Source organism: Psychrobacter namhaensis (assembly GCF_016107545.1).
Lineage (GTDB): Bacteria > Pseudomonadota > Gammaproteobacteria > Pseudomonadales > Moraxellaceae > Psychrobacter > Psychrobacter namhaensis.
This window is the reverse complement of sequence record NZ_JABASS010000015.1, coordinates 53,675-70,344: the sequence shown is the minus strand read 5'-3', so window position 1 is coordinate 70,344 and position 16,670 is coordinate 53,675. Positions and strand designations below refer to the sequence as shown.

Sequence of the window (16,670 nt, the reverse complement as noted above, 5' to 3'; positions counted from 1 at the left end):
GCTTATTCTCCAGTTAGTGGATTATAAGCAGTTACACAAAGTTTGGGAAAGGCTCATACTTTTCTAAAATAAAGTTCTTTTGGCTTTCTAATTGCTTTCCTTCTCCCTCATCTAGGATATAGTTTGGGTCTTTTGAAAGCCTTAAAATAACCTTTTTAGGCGTAATATTCTTATGGTGTTTTAACCATTCTTTTATAGTTCGTTTACTTGGAGTTTTATCATTGTGCCGTGAATATAGGCTTATAAGAATTTCAGCCATCGTAGTTGGTGATATTAAATAGCTTACGTCATGACGCTCCCATATTATTCTAGCCAATGGAATTAATACGATTTTTTGACGGTTTGCACTTATTTGCTTAGGGTTCTTGGGAACTTGAGAGACAATTTCAGCGTATGACCAACCATGAGTTGTTTTTATAAATGAATCAAGCATAAGCCATTCACCATACATATCCCTTCCTAGCTTATAACGTCCATATCTTTGACATAAGTTAGCCAGAATTGATTGTGTGTAAGCCATTACTATGTAATCTATATTTATTAAGTCTTGTTCGTAATTGAAAAGTTCTAAATATTTTACTTTTATTAAAACATCATCTATGCAGCTTGCACACATAGCTGTGGCATCATCATAATTATCATCTTTGAGCGAGGCTTTGACAGGTTCAAGTCATTCTGAGATTTGAAAGTACATTACTGATAAAATGTTATCAAAGTCTTTAATGCTCTTACTGTAATCTGTATGGCTAAGTAAATAAGCATAATGACCAGCACCCTTTGAATCACTCAAGTATAAATCCAAAACATCTTTAGGGTATTTATCTATTGAATCATTATAAGATTTTTTCACAATTCACAATTCACACCTCCACACCTTTAAATAAGAGTAAGGAAAAGGCAACGAAAGTTTAAGAGTACGAATGCCTTCACCTTACCTAATCAATCCTAGCCTTGTCCAAATTCTTACTATCTGTTCTTTAAACACATCATACAATCAACAGTTAAATTTAGCACAAAAAAAAGCCAACCATTGAAAATCAATGATTGGCTTTTCTTGTTACTACTATGTTTGGTCGGAACGGCAGGATTTGAACCTGCGACCACTACACCCCCAGTGTAGTGCGCTACCAGACTGCGCTACGCCCCGAATGACTGACTATTTTACGCAAAATTATGCATATTGCAAGGGCTATTTGTCTTTGGCAAAAGATACAACAGCGTTTTCCCTGTAATAGTCAGCCTAACCGATAAGCCGACAACCTTAACCCAATAGCTCTTTTAGGATTTGATTGACTTGCTGCGGGTTGGCGCTACCACGGCTGGCTTTCATAACTTGACCGACCAGACCATTAAAGGCTTTTTCTTTGCCGCCGCGATACTCTTCGACCATTGCTTGATTTTTAGTGATAACCTCTTCAACGATTGCCTTAATAGCACCCGTGTCAGTTTCTTGCTTGAGGCCTTTTTCTTTGATGATCTTGTCTGCTGCATCGTCAGCTTCGCCGCCTTCTCGCTCATATAGTGCAGTGAAGACCTTTTTGGCCATCTTACCCGACAGCGTGTCATCATTGATACGTTTGAGCAGTCCTGCGAGCTGCTTGGCACTGATAGGCGCATCAATGATGTCTGTGTCGTCTTTATTGAGGGCGCCCAGTAGCTCACCCATCACCCAGTTGCCCGCCATTTTTGCGTGCGTCTCACCCACATCAGCGACGACATCTTCAAAGTAATCGGCAAGCTGGCGGCTACCAGTTAAGATGCGAGCGTCATACTCTGACAGTCCAAGCGCGTCTTCAAAGCGTGCACGACGAGCAACAGGTAGCTCGGGCATGGCCGCTTTAATCGCATCAACTGTATGCTGCTCAATGTGGACAGGCAGCAGGTCAGGATCAGGAAAGTAGCGATAATCGTTGGCATCTTCCTTGGTACGCATGGTGCGAGTTTCATCGCGTTCTGGGTCATACAGCATCGTTGCTTGGACGACTTTACCGCCGTCCTCGATGATATCGATTTGACGCTCAATTTCACGATTGATCGCGCGTTCGATAAAGCGGAACGAGTTCAGATTTTTTAGCTCAGTACGCGTACCAAGCTCATCGCCAGGCTTACGCACAGAGACGTTACAGTCACAGCGGAAAGACCCTTCGGCCATCACCGCATCTGAGATACCAAGCCACGTGACCAGCTGATGAATGGCTTTGATGTAAGCAAGCGCTTCATGGGCTGAGCGCATGTCTGGCTCGGATACGATCTCGATCAGCGGCGTACCAGCACGGTTGAGATCGACGCCAGTCATGCCATCGATGGCATCATGGACAGATTTACCCGCATCTTCTTCTAAATGCGCGCGGGTGATACCCATGCGTTTCGGATATTCGTTTTTTTCGCCTTCATTGACCACAACATCGATGTAGCCAACGCCTACGATAGGATTGGCCATCTGGGTGATTTGATAGCCTTTTGGTAAGTCAGGATAAAAGTAGTTTTTGCGGTCAAAAGTGTTGTACAGACCCAGCTCAGCATTAACGCCAATGCCGAACTTTAGAGCGCGATCAACCACGCCGCTGTTTAGAACGGGCAGTACACCCGGCAGACCTAAATCAACGATACTGGCTTGGCTGTTTGGTTCATGACCAAAGTCAGTGGGCGCGCTTGAGAATATTTTACTTTCAGTATTGAGCTGGCAGTGGATCTCGATACCGATAACCACTTCATAACCATCGACAAATAGCTCTTTACGGACGGCAGTGTTGTCAGTTGTCGTTGCTGTGTTCATTATACCGTCTCCTTGGCGATAGTAGAGTGTTGCAGATGATGGTCTGTGTGTTGCTGAAACAGGTGGGCTGTAGACAGTAGCTTACTTTCTTGCCAATACTGACCAATCAACTGCAAGCCAACCGGTAGACCTTCTGACGTCAAGCCAACTGGTTGACTGATCGCAGGCAGGCCAGCTAAGTTAACCGCAATAGTATAAACATCACCTAGGTACATTGTCGCAGGGTCGAGGTTTTCACTGAGTTTATAAGCCGCCGTGGGCGCGGTTGGGCTAGCAATCACATCACAACTGGCAAACGCTTCATCAAAATCGTGAACGATTAAACGGCGTACTTTTTGTGCTTTGGTGTAATAAGCATCAAAGTAACCCGCAGACAGCGCATAAGTGCCTGTCAAAATACGGCGCTGTACCTCAGGGCCAAAGCCTTCAGAGCGTGAGCGCGTGTACAGATCGATAAGATCGGTTGGGTTTTCGCAGCGATAGCCAAAGCGCACGCCATCGAAGCGTGACAGGTTCGATGAGGCTTCTGCCGGTGCTAGCATATAATAAGTCGCAAGCGTAACCTCAGGATCGGTAATGTTTACTTCTACAATGGTGGCGCCCAGCTCTTCATATTTTTTAAGTGCCGCGCGTACCGCTTGCTCGACTTCGCGGTCTAGCCCTTTACTAAAGTATTCTTTGGCAAAGCCTATACGTAGACCGGCAAATGGTTTGTCACCAGCGCTTGCTTCTGCGTCGTTAAGGTCTTGCACATAATCCGGAATATCGTGTTTGATTGATGTCGCATCGCGTGGGTCATGGCCGATCATTGGTTGCAATAGATAAGCGCAGTCTTTAGCGCTGCGTCCCATGCTACCGGCTTGGTCGAGACTTGAGGCATAAGCAATCATGCCAAAGCGTGACACGCGGCCATAAGTCGGTTTGATCCCCGTCAAACCGCAAAATGAGGCAGGTTGACGAATAGAGCCACCCGTATCACTACCTGTTGCTACAGGGACAAAACCTGCGGCAACGGCGGCAGCACTACCACCTGATGAGCCACCAGGAACACGCTCTAGGTTCCAAGGGTTTTGTACCGTGCCATAATAAGAGCTGCTATTGTCCGAGCCCATCGCAAACTCATCCATATTGAGCTTACCTAAACTAATCATCCCAGCTTTATCGATGTTAGAGACGATCGTGGCATTATAAGGTGAAATAAAATTGTGTAGCATTTTCGAGCCACAAGTGGTCAGCACGCCTTGGGTACAAAAGATGTCTTTATGCGCCATGGGCACGCCTAATAATGGGCGCTGATCGCCTTGTGCACGCATCTCGTCTGCCGCTTTTGCTTGGGCGCGTGCCGTCTCAGAGGTGTGAGTGATAAAGCTGTTGATCTTGCTGTCTAGCGCGTCTATACGTTTGATGTAGTGTTCAGTTAATTCTACGCTGCTAAATTGTTTGTCTTGCAAGCCAGTGATAAGCTGCTGGGTACTTAATAGATGAAGTTCAGACATAAGGTGTCGTCCGTCAAAGTGTTAATAGCATTAATAAAGTGAGATAAAGGCAAAAATAGCGAAAGCGGCCTATTCAATCACTTGTGGTACCAAATACAAGCCGTCTTCGACCGCGGGTGCAACCGACTGATTACGCGCGCGGTTGATATCGTGTTTGGCGACGTCAGCACGCAATTCTTGGCAGGCTTCATGGATGTTTGCTAATGGTTTAACGCCCGCCGTATCAACGTTGCCAAGGGTGTACATCAGCTCTAATACTTTACTGATGTCATCGGCGTAGCTATCGGCCGTACTTTCATCGATACCTAAGCGGGCAAGGTTAGCAATGTCTAGGATTTCTTCACGGCTGACGTTACTGTCAGAGGGTGTTGGTTGCTGTGACATGATTTCTCCAGTTAAGGACATTTTTTGTTAAAGGTAATAGTAGGTGAACGCTAAGACCATTGAATACTAAGACAAGCAAAGACGAAAAATAAAACAGGTTAGTACGAAAATAAAGTCTTATATACAGTTGGCTTATTATAAAGCATCTGACCCAAGTTTACAGAGCATGACGCTAGATTGATGCACAATATCAGCCAAGACAGAAGGATTTGTAAAATTGACCCTATAATTCACGATTGATTCTTAATTGCCCACCCATTCCGTTCTGAAATACGTTACAGTATGCACCTGCTGTAAAGCAAAACTCTCATCTGCCTGTAGAACCTTGTTAGTTATTGAATTAAATGATGTTTCATTCAGTTGAATGGCAATGGCTGCTATTTCAAACTTTGTAACAACTTTTAGCGTTTAAGACCAAAATCCTGACTTACTGATGCAAATATCTGTGTTTTTTTTGAGCTAAATCGGTATAATTTAGCTCAGTTTTGTCATTTCATCATTATTGCTTAGGTTTGACTTGTTGCGATGTTCAATTTTCGCGATAAGGAATGTCTATCGACGACCTGCTCAACACTGACGAGTAACCCCTCAGTCAATCTCATTCGCCTCATTCGTAAGACGCTGGATATATTAGTCATGAACCTGTTTGGATTTTTATCAAATAATATCGCTATCGACCTCGGTACTGCGAACACCCTAATTTTTATTCCTAATAAAGGCGTCGTACTTGACGAGCCTACGGTGGTCGCGCTACGAAGTAATCGTACTCAGAACCCTACCGTTGCAGCTGTTGGTATCGATGCGAAGCAGATGCTTGGTCGTACGCCTGCCAATATTACGGCTATTCGTCCACTAAAAGACGGCGTGATTGCTGATTTTGAAGTGACGCAAAAAATGCTTAAGCATTTTATCGGTAAGGTAAAAGCCAAGCGTTTTATGGCCCAGCCTAATGTGGTGGTTTGTGTGCCTTGTAAGTCTACTCTGGTTGAGCGTAAAGCGATTCGTGAGGCAGTCTCATCGGCAGGCGCGAGTAAAGTACTGTTGCTAGAAGAGCCAATGGCGGCAGCAATTGGTGCGGGTATGCCGGTGCATGAGGCGAGCGGCTCTATGGTGGTTGACATTGGTGGTGGTACGACTGAGATTGCGGTGATCGCGCTATCTGGCTGCGTGTATGCTGAGTCGATTCGTATTGGCGGTGATATGTTTGATGAAGCCATCATTACACATGTTCGCCGTACCCATGGCTGCGTGATTGGTGAGACGACGGCTGAGCGTATCAAGCAAGAAGTCGGCTCTGCACTCAATGAAGACAGCCAGCTTGAAGTAGAAGTTCGTGGTCGTAGCATGGCAGAAGGCGTACCAAAAACCTTTACGGTCAATTCAGAAGAAGTACAAAAAGCGCTGAGCGACCCATTGAGTGGTATCGTTAGTGCCGTAAAAGCAGCACTTGAGCAAACCCCGCCTGAGCTGTCATCGGATATTGCAGAGCGTGGTATTGTCTTGACGGGCGGCGGCGCGCTACTACGTGACTTGGACAAGTTAATCTCAAGAGAGACAGGACTACCTGTGACTGTGGCTGAAGATCCGCTAACTTGCGTCAGCCGTGGTGGTGGTATTGCCCTTGATTTTATCAATAACAAAAGCTTGAACATGATTTTTGTGTAGTCTGTTTTAGTTGAGCGTACTGTGTTGTTATAGTACTCGTGTGCTCGATTATAGTAAGCGTAAAATGTCTGGTTAAAAAAGCATAAAATTAAAGGTAGCCAGTTGCGCTGCCTTTAATTACATTGGTAAACGTGAGAAGCCATTTCTGTCTATACATAGTGCTGCGCTCGACTGTGAGTAAGCTATGTGCAACGCTAACTGTGTTAGTAAACGGATAGTCATTATACCCAGTACTGGCTACTGATTATTTTATAACTCCTGAGTTAAAAGACTTATGACCCCAAGTATTTTTGCGCGCCAGCCGTTGTCACTTCGTAAGACTGCTATTGTACTGATAGCAGCCTTGATACTGATGTGGTTTGATAGCAAAAACTCAGACTGGTTTAAACCATTACGTAACAGCAGCCATGCCGCTATGCAGCCTATTTATGAGCTATCATTATTACCGAGCTATGCTAAACATTGGGCGAGTGGTAGCCTGCAATCTAAAGAAGCAATACGCCGCGAAAACATCCAGCTAAAATCACAACTGATTCATGCACAAGCCAAACTGCAGCAGCAAGATTATATCTTGGCTCAAAATGCCCGGCTGCAAGGTATTTTGTCCACCACCAAACCTGAGCAGTTTGATCTTAATCTGGCTCAAGTCATTGGGACAGATAGCAATTTACTCAGACAAATTGTGGTGCTTAATAAGGGTATGCAAGATGGCGTACAGGTTGGACAAACGGTCATTGATGAAGATGGTATCCTAGGACAGATCATTAATGTCTATCCCAACACCAGCCGTTTACTCCTGATTACTGATGAACAGCAATCAGTGGCGGTCACTGTGAAACGCACAGGCCAACGTGCTATCGTGACAGGGCAGGGAATACCAACCGCCTTAAGCCTCGACTATGTATTCAAAACCTCAGACGTACGTGTGGGTGATGAGCTGGTTTCGTCAGGATTGGGCGGGCGTATCCCGGCAGGGTATCGGGTTGGCCGCATCGCGCACATCAAAGACGCCCAAGCCGCCAACTTTAGAAGCATAGAAGTGACGCCAGCGGCAAACTTTATCGACAACGCTTATGTATTGGTGCTCCAAGACAAGCTGATAAATAAAAATACGCTTGCGGCTAATGAATAAGTGCCATTGGCGTTACAAGTCGCCCCTAGCGCAAAGTAACGTGACTGTCATCGCTCTCATCTAGCGCATGTATCCTATCATCAACGCTCAATCATGCTTTTATAGCAGTAGCCCGCCCATTTGCTAAGGTAAGTACCCATGTCGTATCCTGATTCTGAGAATGCAAAGGTACTACTGATTGCTATGATCATTATAAGTTTTGTCATTGCCTCATCGCTTAATGTGTATCCGTTAAGTCCTAGTATGGCGACATTGCGGCCTATGATTATGATCATGGTGCTGATTTTTTGGTTATTATTTCAGCCGCGTTATGTGGGTATCTTCACGGCATTTACCATTGGTCTTATTGCCGATCTATTGCTGGATACCCATTTGGGCGAGCAAGCCTTTGCTGCTGTGGTGGTCGCCCTCGTGATCAAAATCAGCAGTATCTATGTTAGACAACTAAATACCATCAGTGCGTGGCTCATAGCGAGCCTAGGGTTGATTGTCTTCCAGTTAAACCTGTGGATACTACAGATGGCTATCCAAAATACCTTTGTTGCAAAGTCCGCCTTATCCTTGTTGATGAGTATCATCAGCTGGCCATTGGTGCTATTAGCGTTACGAAAATTTGTGCGTTAAGTAAGGCTGCTATTATCGCGCTGGTGGTGACGGCAATCACTGTCATGAATGGCCTGTTTTGGCGTGCCAGCCTACAAAAAATCAAAATGAAAAACACACAATCTATAGGGTAAGAGAATAGCGATGGATATCATTTTAGCGTCTGGTTCGCCGCGGCGTCGAGAGCTGCTCGCAAGAGCGCAGCTGGATTTTAGTGTATTGCGCGTGGATATCGATGAAACGCAATATGATAATGAGTCGCCAAAAGACTATATTGAGCGTATGGTTGCCATGAAAGCTGAGGCTGCGATACAGCAGCTAAATGAAGCCTTTAAAACAAACAAAGACACTCGTGCTCACCACCTTATTATATTAACTGCGGACACTATCGGGGTACTAGCAGATGGTCAAACCATACTGGTTAAACCCATCGATCGTGAACACGCTTATGGTATGTGGCAGCAAATGTCGGACAGCGTCCACCAAGTATGGACGGCAGTTCAGGCAACCCAAATAGCGTTACGTCCAAATAATGCCAACACAGCGAGTAACGAGCCAGCGTATCAGATAGTCAATCAACAACAAATCACTGAGCGTACAGAAGTGCGTTTCATCCCGCTGACGCCAGCAATGATGAGCGACTACTGGGATAGTGGGGAGCCTAGTGACAAAGCGGGTGGTTATGGTATTCAGGGTTTGGGGGCGGCATGGGTCAGTCGTATCAATGGCAGCTATACCAATGTCGTGGGCCTGCCACTTGCACAAACGCTGGCATTGATCAAAAGCCTCATAGACGTCAGCGATAGGTAAGAGATAAGACAGATGAAGGCAAAAGCCATCAATTGATCACAGATTGGTTGCTAAGCTTTTGCACATAATGACACGGTAGGGTCATGGGCAAGAGTAAGTCGTATTTGTTACACTGTAAAGCTAATAGGCGATAAACGCCTAATAAGAAAGCTGAGAGATAAGAGAAAAACATTATGTCTGAAGAGCTGCTGATTAATATTAGTCCAATGGAATCCCGTGTCGCGGTGTTAGACAACGGCATCTTGGGCGAAATTTATATTGAACGTCATCATAAACTGGGTCTGGTTGGTAATATCTATCTGGGGACAGTCGTGCGTGTCTTACCTGGTATGCAGGCGGCGTTTGTGGATATTGGCCAGTCGCGGACAGCGTTTCTACATGTCAATGATATGCAGCGTGAGCCTCGCCCAGTCGCAGAAAGCAAAAATAAAGCGGCCCAAACGACCAAGAAAGAGACTGACACAGATATTAATAAAGACGGTGGCGTGCTAGATGACTCAGCCGACAGTTTGGCGGTCACGCCTCCTGTGGTCAGTACCCAAAGTACTGACGTTGTACCAGTGACTAAAACCCTTATTCAGCACCGCTTGCACGAAAGCCAGCGTATTTTAGTACAAGTGACCAAAGATCAATTGGGTAGCAAAGGCGCTCGCTTAACCACCAACATATCGCTACCATCGCGTTATTTGGTCTATCTACCCTCCAGTGAGCACATTGGTATATCACAGCGAATTGATGGGGAAGAGGAGCGTACGCGTTTAAAGACTGAGCTGAGTAGTTTGATGCAAACGGTCAATCTAAAAGGCGGTCTCATTGCTCGTACTGCAGCAGAGCGTGTTCCTGTCGATAAGCTAGAAGAAGACATTTATTACTTATTACAGCTTTGGCGTACCATTTGTGCGCGCCGTCAAGAGATCAACCATCATCAAAGCTCAGAGCTGATCTATCAAGAGCTATCATTGCCCCTGCGTTCCATTCGTGACCTAGTACACGCCGATACCGAAAAAGTCATCATCGATAATACGCAAGTTTATGAGCAAGTAAGGTACTTTGCCAAAGAGTTTGTGCCTTTTGTGTACGATCGAATCGTACATTACACTGCAGAGCAGTCGTTATTTGATGTACACCGTGTCGAAGACGACTTACGTGATGCCCTAAAACGCCGCGTGGATCTAAAGTCTGGTGGTTATCTGATTATTGATCAAACTGAAGCGATGACCACCATTGACGTCAATACGGGCTCCTTTGTTGGCGGCCGCTCATTAGAAGACACGGTCTATAAAACCAACTTAGAAGCCACTCACGCTATCGCTCGGCAGTTGCGTTTGCGCAATCTAGGCGGCATTATTATCTTAGACTTTATCGATATGCTGGAACAACAGCATAAAGACGATGTACTTGAGAGTTTGCAAGCGCAGCTGGCACAAGATTATGCCAAAACCAAAATCACGCAAGTAAGTGAGCTTGGCTTAGTAGAAATGACACGTAAACGCACGCGCGAGTCTTTAGGGCAGCAGCTTTGTGAACCATGCTCTACCTGCCAAGGCCGCGGATTCGTAAAAACCGCAGAAACCGTCTGTTTTGAGATATTTCGTGAGATCATGCGCTGTGCCCGTACGTATAACTCCCCTAAGAAGTTCACTGTCGTCGCTCATGCGGCGGTTATTGATTTGCTGTTAACATCGGAGTCCGACACCGTGGCAGACTTAGAGTACTTATTAGGCAGGGTCATTACTTTTGATGTAGAAAATCTGTACACCCAAGAGCAGTATGATATTGTTTTGGACTGATGGCGTAACTCACTATCCATGTGTGCAAGTTGCCTCTCTATTTATGGATAGCGCCGTTCAACAGGTCAGGGTGTTGCACCGCCCCCTATATTGCGCTTGCAATGAAAAAAATACTATGTATAATATACACCACTGAATTATATACGCGCAGCCGATTAAAAAGCTGGCGCTATGACAGCTAGAGCATCGTTTCTAGCACTATTTCATTATGCCTTTGCTGACATCCATATTAATAGGAGGGTTGGCGGGGCTTTAAACTATTTTGCTTTTAGCACGCTGCTGGTTCTCTTGAAGAACAGATTCTGTAAAGAATGGGAAGCCGCTTGAAGTGAATCTTTAACCAAACTGCCTTTGATCACAAGCTTGCAACGCAAGAATGACAAAGGCACATATTAGGAGCTTGCTGGCATGGCTAACCAGAGAATCCGTATCCGTCTCAAGTCATTTGATCATCGTCTGATTGATCAGTCGGCGCAAGAGATTGTCGATACTGCAAAGCGCACCGGTGCGCAAGTTTGTGGTCCTGTACCGTTGCCGACTCGCATTGAGCGCTTCAACGTTCTAACCTCACCACACGTTAACAAAGACGCTCGTGACCAGTACGAAATTCGTACTCATAAGCGTATGGTTGATATCGTTCAGCCTACTGACAAAACTGTGGATGCGCTAATGAAACTAGATTTAGCGGCGGGTGTTGACGTTCAAATTGCTTTGGGTTAATGCACATTACACACCCAACCCATTAATATAAGATATAAAGAGGTCTAAAATGGCGATCGGTTTAGTCGGTAAAAAATGCGGCATGACCCGTGTCTTCACTGAAACAGGCGCATCTATCCCTGTAACAGTGGTTGAGGTCGATGCAAACCGCATTACTCAAGTAAAAAATACTGATGTAGATGGCTATCAAGCTATCCAAATTACCACAGGTACCCGTCGTGACAGTCGCGTAACAGCCGCACAAAAAGGTCACTTCGCTAAAGCTGGCGTTAAAGCTGGCCGTGGTGTGTGGGAATTTCGTGCCAATGAAAGCGATCTTGAAGGTCGTGAGATTGGTGGTGAGATCCTAGCTGACTTATTCGAACAAGGTCAGATGGTTGATGTGACAGGACAGAGTAAAGGTAAAGGTTTCCAAGGTCCTGTAAAACGTCACAACTTTAGCATGCAAGATGCTACTCATGGTAACTCAGTATCTCATCGTGCACATGGTTCAACTGGTCAAAACCAGTCACCAGGTAAAGTATTCAAAGGCAAAAAGATGGCGGGCCAGATGGGTAACAAGCGTGTTACTGTTCAAGGCCTAGAAGTGATCTCGGTTGATGCCGAGAAAGGGTTACTTGTCATCAAGGGTGCTATCCCAGGTGCCACCGGTGGCGATGTTATCGTACGTCCGTCAGTCAAAGCCTAAGCAAGGGGATTAACGTGGATTTAAAAACAGTTACAGGTGCGGCGGTTGAGCTTTCTGATACGGCATTTGGTCGTGAATTCAACGAAGCACTAGTGCATCAAGTCGTCACCGCTTATTTAGCTGGTGCTCGCCAAGGTACACGCGCACAAAAAACCCGTGCCGAAGTTTCTGGCGGTGGTATCAAGCCATGGCGCCAAAAAGGTACTGGTCGCGCTCGTGCGGGTTCTATTCGTAGCCCAATCTGGCGTTCAGGTGGTCGTGCATTCGCTGCAAAACCACAAGATTGGTCACAGAAAGTAAACCGTAAAATGTATCGCGGTGCGATGCAGTGCATCCTAGCCGAATTGATTCGCCAAGAGCGTTTGATTTTGGTAGAAGAGTTGAGCGTTTCTGGGCCTAAGACTAAAGAGCTGATTGCAAAGTTAAATGAGCTTAATGCACCTCGTGCACTAATCGTCACCAAAGAAGTTGACGAAAACTTATACTTAGCTGCTCGCAACATTCCACACGTCAATGTACTTGGTACAAATGAAGTGGACCCAGTGAGTTTGATCGCGTTTGATAAAGTGATCATGTCAGTTGAAGCTGCGAAACAATTTGAGGAAGCACTAGCATGAATAACGCAAGACTTTATCAGGTCTTAAGAGGGCCTGTATTCTCAGAAAAATCTCAAATGCTTGGCGACTCACTTGGTGTGCAGGTATTTAAAATTGATTCTAATGCTACTAAGCTTGAAGTCAAAAAAGCAGTTGAGTTGATGTTTGAAGGTGTTGAAGTTACTAAAGTAAACACTTTGAATGTTAAAGGTAAGACAAAGCGTTTTGGTAAGAGTATCGGCCGTCGTAACGACTATAAAAAAGCCTATGTTACCTTAAAAGCTGGTCAAGATGTACAAATGGCTGATGCTGGTGAAGAGGTCGCAAATACGACTGCTTCTGCTAGTGAAACAGCGAACAACGAATAAGGATTACACTCATGCCTATCGTAAAAGCAAAGCCAACATCACCAGGCCGTCGTTTTGTTGAAAAAGTGGTGCATCCACACCTTTACAAAGGTCGTCCTTATGCAGCGCTTCTCGAATCAAAAAGTAAGTCAGGTGGTCGTAACAATAATGGTCGCATAACTACTCGTCACATTGGCGGTGGTCATAAGCAACATTATCGCATCATCGATTTCAAACGTACTAAAGACAATATTCCAGCTGTGGTTGAGCGTATTGAATACGATCCTAACCGTACTGCACATATTGCATTACTTAAGTACGCTGATGGCGAACGTCGTTACATCATTGCTGCTAAAAAACAAGCAGTTGGTGATACAGTAATGTCAGGCGAAACTTCTCCAATCCGTCCAGGTAACTGTCTACCGCTGAAAAACATCCCATTGGGTACTGTGATTCACAATATCGAGCTTAAAATCGGTAAAGGTGCACAGATGGCTCGTTCTGCGGGTGCAAGCGTTCAGTTACTAGGTCGTGACGGTATCTACGCAATTTTACGTATGCGTTCAGGCGAAACTCGCCGTGTACATGTGAATTGCCGTGCTGTTATCGGTGAAGTTTCTAACACTGAAAACAACTTGAAATCACTTGGTAAAGCCGGTGCTTCACGTTGGCGCGGTGTTCGTCCTTCAGTTCGTGGTGTCGCAATGAACCCGGTTGATCACCCGCATGGTGGTGGTGAAGGTCGTAACAAAGGTCGCCATCCAACCAGCCCTTGGGGTCAGAAGTCTAAAGGACTTAAAACGCGTCACAACAAGCGTACTGACAGTATGATCATCCGTCGCCGTCGCGCCAAGAAGAAATAAAGGAAGAATTTCATGCCTCGTTCATTGAAAAAAGGTCCATTCATAGACGCGCATTTGTTTGCCAAAGTTGAGAATGCATTAGACACCAACTCACGCAAGCCAATTAAGACTTGGTCGCGCCGCTCGATGATTCTGCCACAAATGGTTGGCCTAACTTTATCTGTTCACAACGGCCGTACACATGTACCGGTTATCGTGAGTGAGCAGATGGTTGGTCATAAACTAGGTGAATTTGCCCCGACTCGTACGTATCGTGGTCATGGCATTGACAAAAAAGCTAAGAGATAAGGTGCTTACCATGGAAGTAACTGCAAAATTACGCGGTGCCGCCATTTCGGCACAAAAAGTTAGACTCGTTGCTGATGAAGTTCGTGGCAAATCTATCGAGCGTGCTTTGGATATCCTAACGTATAGTAATAAAAAAGGCGCTGTATTTGTTAAGAAATGCCTTAACTCAGCCATCGCCAATGCCGAACATAATCACGGCTTAGATATTGATGACCTAAAAGTCGCTACTATCTACGTTGATGAAGGCATTACGCTAAAACGTATCCTACCACGTGCTAAAGGTCGCGCTGATCGTATCAGTAAGCGTACTTGTCACATCACTATAAAGGTAGGAGAATAAGTTATGGGTCAAAAAGTACATCCAATCGGAATTCGTCTTGGTGTTGTAAAAAAGCATAATGCAAATTGGTATGCTAACCCTAAACAATACTCAGAATACCTCATCAACGACATCCAAGTTCGTGAGTATCTACGCAAAAAGCTAGATAATGCTATGATCAGCAATATTATGATCGAGCGTCCTACTGGTGCTGCTAAGATCACCATCGCCACTGCGCGTCCTGGTATCGTTATCGGTAAAAAAGGCGAAGATATCGAAAGACTTCAAAAAGAGTTGACCAAAATTATGGGCGTACCTGCTCAGGTCAACATTGAAGAAATCACTTCACCTGATCTTGATGCACGTTTGGTAGCAGACGGTATCGGAAGCCAGCTTGAGCGTCGCGTCATGTTCCGTCGTGCCATGAAGCGCGCGGTACAGAACAGCATGCGTTCTGGTGCTAAAGGTATTAAAGTTGAGTTGTCTGGCCGTCTTGGCGGTGCTGAGATTGCTCGTACTGAATGGTATCGTGAAGGTCGTGTGCCATTGCATACACTCCGCGCTGATATTGACTATTCGTCAGTACGTGCAGAAACAACTTACGGCACTATCGGTGTAAAAGTTTGGATTTTCCGTGGCGAAATCCTTGACGGTATGAACAGTGTTTATAATCCCGTCAACGAAGAGAAGCCTCGTGCGCCAAAACGCCGTGGTCGTGGAAACGGAAACCGTCGAAACTCAGACAGAGGTTAAACTATGTTACAGCCAAAACGTACCAAGTTTCGTAAAATGCACAAAGGTCGTAACACAGGTCTTGCTCATCGTGGAAGCACCGTTGCATTCGGACAAATTGGTCTAAAATCATTGACTCGTGGTCGTATGACTGCCCGTCAAATTGAAGCAGCACGTCGTACCATCACTCGTAAAATTAAGCGTGGCGGTAAGATTTGGATTCGTGTATTCCCAGACAAACCAATTACCAACAAACCATTAGAAGTACGTATGGGTAAAGGTAAAGGTCCAGTCGAGTATTGGGTATGCGAAATCAAACCTGGTAAAGTGCTATATGAAATCGAAGGGGTCTCAGAAGAGCTTGCTCGCGAAGCCTTAACGCTTGCTGCAGCAAAACTGCCCTTTAAAACTACCATTGTTAAGCGGACGATAATGTAATGAAGATCAGTGAATTACGTGATAAATCATTAGAAGAACTGACCCAGTTACTTGATGAAAAGCAACTTGATGCTTTCCGTATTCGTATGGCTAAAGCAACTGGTCAGTTGGGTAATACCCATGAAGTCAGAGGCAATCGTCGCACGATTGCTCAGATTCAGACTTTGATTAACGAGAAACAACGAGGCGACTCATGAGCGATAACAATCAAACAGCTACCAATGCTAGCGTATTGACAGGACGAGTTGTCAGCGACAAGATGGACAAGTCCATCACAGTTTTGATTGAGCGTCTGGTTCGTCATCCTTTGTATGGCAAACAGCTTCGTCGTTCTACAAAAATCAAAGCACATGATGAGAATAACGTTTGCCAACAAGGCGACCTTGTCCGCATCAAAGAAACGCGTCCAATCTCTAAAACCAAGTCTTGGACTTTGGTTGATGTGGTTGAAAAAGTAGAAAAAATCTAAGTAAATTGCATTAAAAGCCAGAAGCTGTTAAAATAGCCGCCTTTTTAAGGATGCTGATTGCGCCGAGCGTATATCACTCACATTAAGAGTAAGCAGCGGTTATTAATATTAAAATGCCGACTACTCATACTGTGCTAGCGGCAGCAACTGGTTTTTATTGCTCATACGTGTGGAGTAACGCTATGATTCAGGTTGAGTCAATGCTGGAAGTTGCAGACAATAGCGGTGCAAGGCGAGTTCAGTGCATTAAAGTACTGGGTGGTTCTCATCGTCGTTATGCATCAGTTGGCGACATTATTAAAGTAACGGTTAAAGAAGCCATTCCGCGTGGTCGTGTTAAAAAAGGCGACGTGATGAATGCTGTAGTTGTACGTACCAAAAAAGGCGTTCGTCGTCCTGATGGTTCTGTGTTGCGTTTTGATGACAATGCTGCGGTATTGTTGAACCAAAACAAAGCGCCGATTGCAACTCGTATTTTTGGACCGGTAACTCGTGAACTACGTGGTGATCAGTTTATGAAAATTGTATCACTAGCACCAGAAGTATTGTGAGGT

At 45.2% G+C, this 16,670-nt stretch carries 21 protein-coding genes and 1 tRNA gene; 17 read left to right on the top strand and 5 right to left on the bottom strand.

Annotation, left to right across the window (positions count from 1 at the left end; genetic code table 11):
- Positions 1-31: 31 nt before the first annotated feature.
- From JFC06_RS10745 to gatC, 5 genes are all read right to left on the bottom strand, one after another.
- Entirely contained in the window at positions 32-616 is a 585-nt protein-coding gene (locus JFC06_RS10745; protein WP_198335035.1) for a hypothetical protein, read from the bottom strand.
- A 454-nt stretch (positions 617-1,070) separates the two neighbouring features.
- A tRNA-Pro gene (locus tag JFC06_RS10740) sits at positions 1,071-1,147 on the bottom strand.
- A 114-nt stretch (positions 1,148-1,261) separates the two neighbouring features.
- Positions 1,262-2,776 (bottom strand): Asp-tRNA(Asn)/Glu-tRNA(Gln) amidotransferase subunit GatB, encoded by a 1,515-nt coding sequence (gene gatB, locus JFC06_RS10735; protein WP_198335034.1) that lies wholly within the window; start codon positions 2,774-2,776, stop codon positions 1,262-1,264.
- The gene (gene gatA, locus JFC06_RS10730) at positions 2,776-4,272 is read right to left on the bottom strand and encodes an Asp-tRNA(Asn)/Glu-tRNA(Gln) amidotransferase subunit GatA (protein ID WP_198335033.1); all 1,497 of its coding nucleotides are present in this window, start codon (positions 4,270-4,272) and stop codon (positions 2,776-2,778) included. The genes gatB and gatA overlap by 1 nt, the downstream gene beginning before the upstream one ends.
- Before the next feature lie 69 nt (positions 4,273-4,341).
- Positions 4,342-4,656, bottom strand: a complete 315-nt coding sequence (gene gatC, locus JFC06_RS10725) for an Asp-tRNA(Asn)/Glu-tRNA(Gln) amidotransferase subunit GatC (RefSeq protein WP_198335032.1) — start codon at positions 4,654-4,656, stop codon at positions 4,342-4,344.
- Between the two features lie 627 nt (positions 4,657-5,283).
- Between gatC and JFC06_RS10720 the strand changes: the two genes are divergently transcribed.
- The 17 genes from JFC06_RS10720 to rplN all read left to right on the top strand — a co-directional run bounded on the left by JFC06_RS10720 (position 5,284) and on the right by rplN (position 16,667).
- Entirely contained in the window at positions 5,284-6,321 is a 1,038-nt protein-coding gene (locus JFC06_RS10720) for a rod shape-determining protein (RefSeq protein ID WP_198335038.1), read from the top strand.
- 274 nt (positions 6,322-6,595) lie between these two features.
- On the top strand, positions 6,596-7,453 hold the full coding sequence (gene mreC, locus JFC06_RS10715) for a rod shape-determining protein MreC (RefSeq protein ID WP_198335031.1): 858 nt from the start codon (positions 6,596-6,598) through the stop codon (positions 7,451-7,453).
- A gap of 138 nt (positions 7,454-7,591) precedes the next feature.
- Positions 7,592-8,077, top strand: coding sequence for a rod shape-determining protein MreD (gene mreD, locus JFC06_RS10710; RefSeq protein WP_198335030.1), 486 nt, complete (start codon positions 7,592-7,594; stop codon positions 8,075-8,077).
- Positions 8,078-8,200: 123 nt separating this feature from the next.
- Positions 8,201-8,866 carry a Maf family protein gene (locus JFC06_RS10705; RefSeq protein ID WP_198335029.1) on the top strand — a complete coding sequence of 222 codons (666 nt, stop codon included), beginning with the start codon at positions 8,201-8,203 and terminating at the stop codon, positions 8,864-8,866.
- 173 nt (positions 8,867-9,039) lie between these two features.
- On the top strand, positions 9,040-10,656 hold the full coding sequence (locus JFC06_RS10700) for an Rne/Rng family ribonuclease (protein ID WP_198335028.1): 1,617 nt from the start codon (positions 9,040-9,042) through the stop codon (positions 10,654-10,656).
- Positions 10,657-11,064: 408 nt separating this feature from the next.
- Positions 11,065-11,376, top strand: coding sequence for a 30S ribosomal protein S10 (gene rpsJ / locus JFC06_RS10695; RefSeq protein WP_010196670.1), 312 nt, complete (start codon positions 11,065-11,067; stop codon positions 11,374-11,376).
- Positions 11,377-11,425: 49 nt separating this feature from the next.
- Complete coding sequence (gene rplC / locus JFC06_RS10690; protein ID WP_057758696.1) at positions 11,426-12,064, top strand: 50S ribosomal protein L3; 639 nt, start codon at positions 11,426-11,428, stop codon at positions 12,062-12,064.
- Positions 12,065-12,078: 14 nt separating this feature from the next.
- Entirely contained in the window at positions 12,079-12,681 is a 603-nt protein-coding gene (gene rplD, locus JFC06_RS10685; protein ID WP_193006042.1) for a 50S ribosomal protein L4, read from the top strand.
- The gene (gene rplW / locus JFC06_RS10680; RefSeq protein WP_193006040.1) at positions 12,678-13,028 is read left to right on the top strand and encodes a 50S ribosomal protein L23; all 351 of its coding nucleotides are present in this window, start codon (positions 12,678-12,680) and stop codon (positions 13,026-13,028) included. The genes rplD and rplW overlap by 4 nt, the downstream gene beginning before the upstream one ends.
- 11 nt (positions 13,029-13,039) lie before the next feature.
- Complete coding sequence (gene rplB / locus JFC06_RS10675) at positions 13,040-13,870, top strand: 50S ribosomal protein L2 (protein WP_193006038.1); 831 nt, start codon at positions 13,040-13,042, stop codon at positions 13,868-13,870.
- 12 nt (positions 13,871-13,882) lie between these two features.
- Positions 13,883-14,158: a 30S ribosomal protein S19 gene (gene rpsS / locus JFC06_RS10670; protein ID WP_010196682.1), complete on the top strand. Its 276-nt coding sequence runs from the start codon at positions 13,883-13,885 to the stop codon at positions 14,156-14,158.
- A 10-nt stretch (positions 14,159-14,168) separates the two neighbouring features.
- Positions 14,169-14,498, top strand: coding sequence for a 50S ribosomal protein L22 (gene rplV / locus JFC06_RS10665; protein ID WP_021813373.1), 330 nt, complete (start codon positions 14,169-14,171; stop codon positions 14,496-14,498).
- A gap of 3 nt (positions 14,499-14,501) precedes the next feature.
- Positions 14,502-15,230 carry a 30S ribosomal protein S3 gene (gene rpsC, locus JFC06_RS10660; RefSeq protein ID WP_193006036.1) on the top strand — a complete coding sequence of 243 codons (729 nt, stop codon included), beginning with the start codon at positions 14,502-14,504 and terminating at the stop codon, positions 15,228-15,230.
- A gap of 3 nt (positions 15,231-15,233) precedes the next feature.
- Positions 15,234-15,647 (top strand): 50S ribosomal protein L16, encoded by a 414-nt coding sequence (gene rplP, locus JFC06_RS10655; protein ID WP_075102274.1) that lies wholly within the window; start codon positions 15,234-15,236, stop codon positions 15,645-15,647.
- Complete coding sequence (rpmC, locus tag JFC06_RS10650) at positions 15,647-15,844, top strand: 50S ribosomal protein L29 (protein WP_010196696.1); 198 nt, start codon at positions 15,647-15,649, stop codon at positions 15,842-15,844. The genes rplP and rpmC overlap by 1 nt, the downstream gene beginning before the upstream one ends.
- A complete protein-coding gene (gene rpsQ / locus JFC06_RS10645) occupies positions 15,841-16,116 on the top strand; it encodes a 30S ribosomal protein S17 (RefSeq protein ID WP_021813375.1) in 276 nt (91 codons plus the stop codon). Before rpmC ends, rpsQ begins: the two co-directional genes overlap by 4 nt.
- 182 nt (positions 16,117-16,298) lie before the next feature.
- Complete coding sequence (gene rplN, locus JFC06_RS10640; RefSeq protein ID WP_010196702.1) at positions 16,299-16,667, top strand: 50S ribosomal protein L14; 369 nt, start codon at positions 16,299-16,301, stop codon at positions 16,665-16,667.
- The last annotated feature ends 3 nt before the right edge of the window (positions 16,668-16,670 follow it).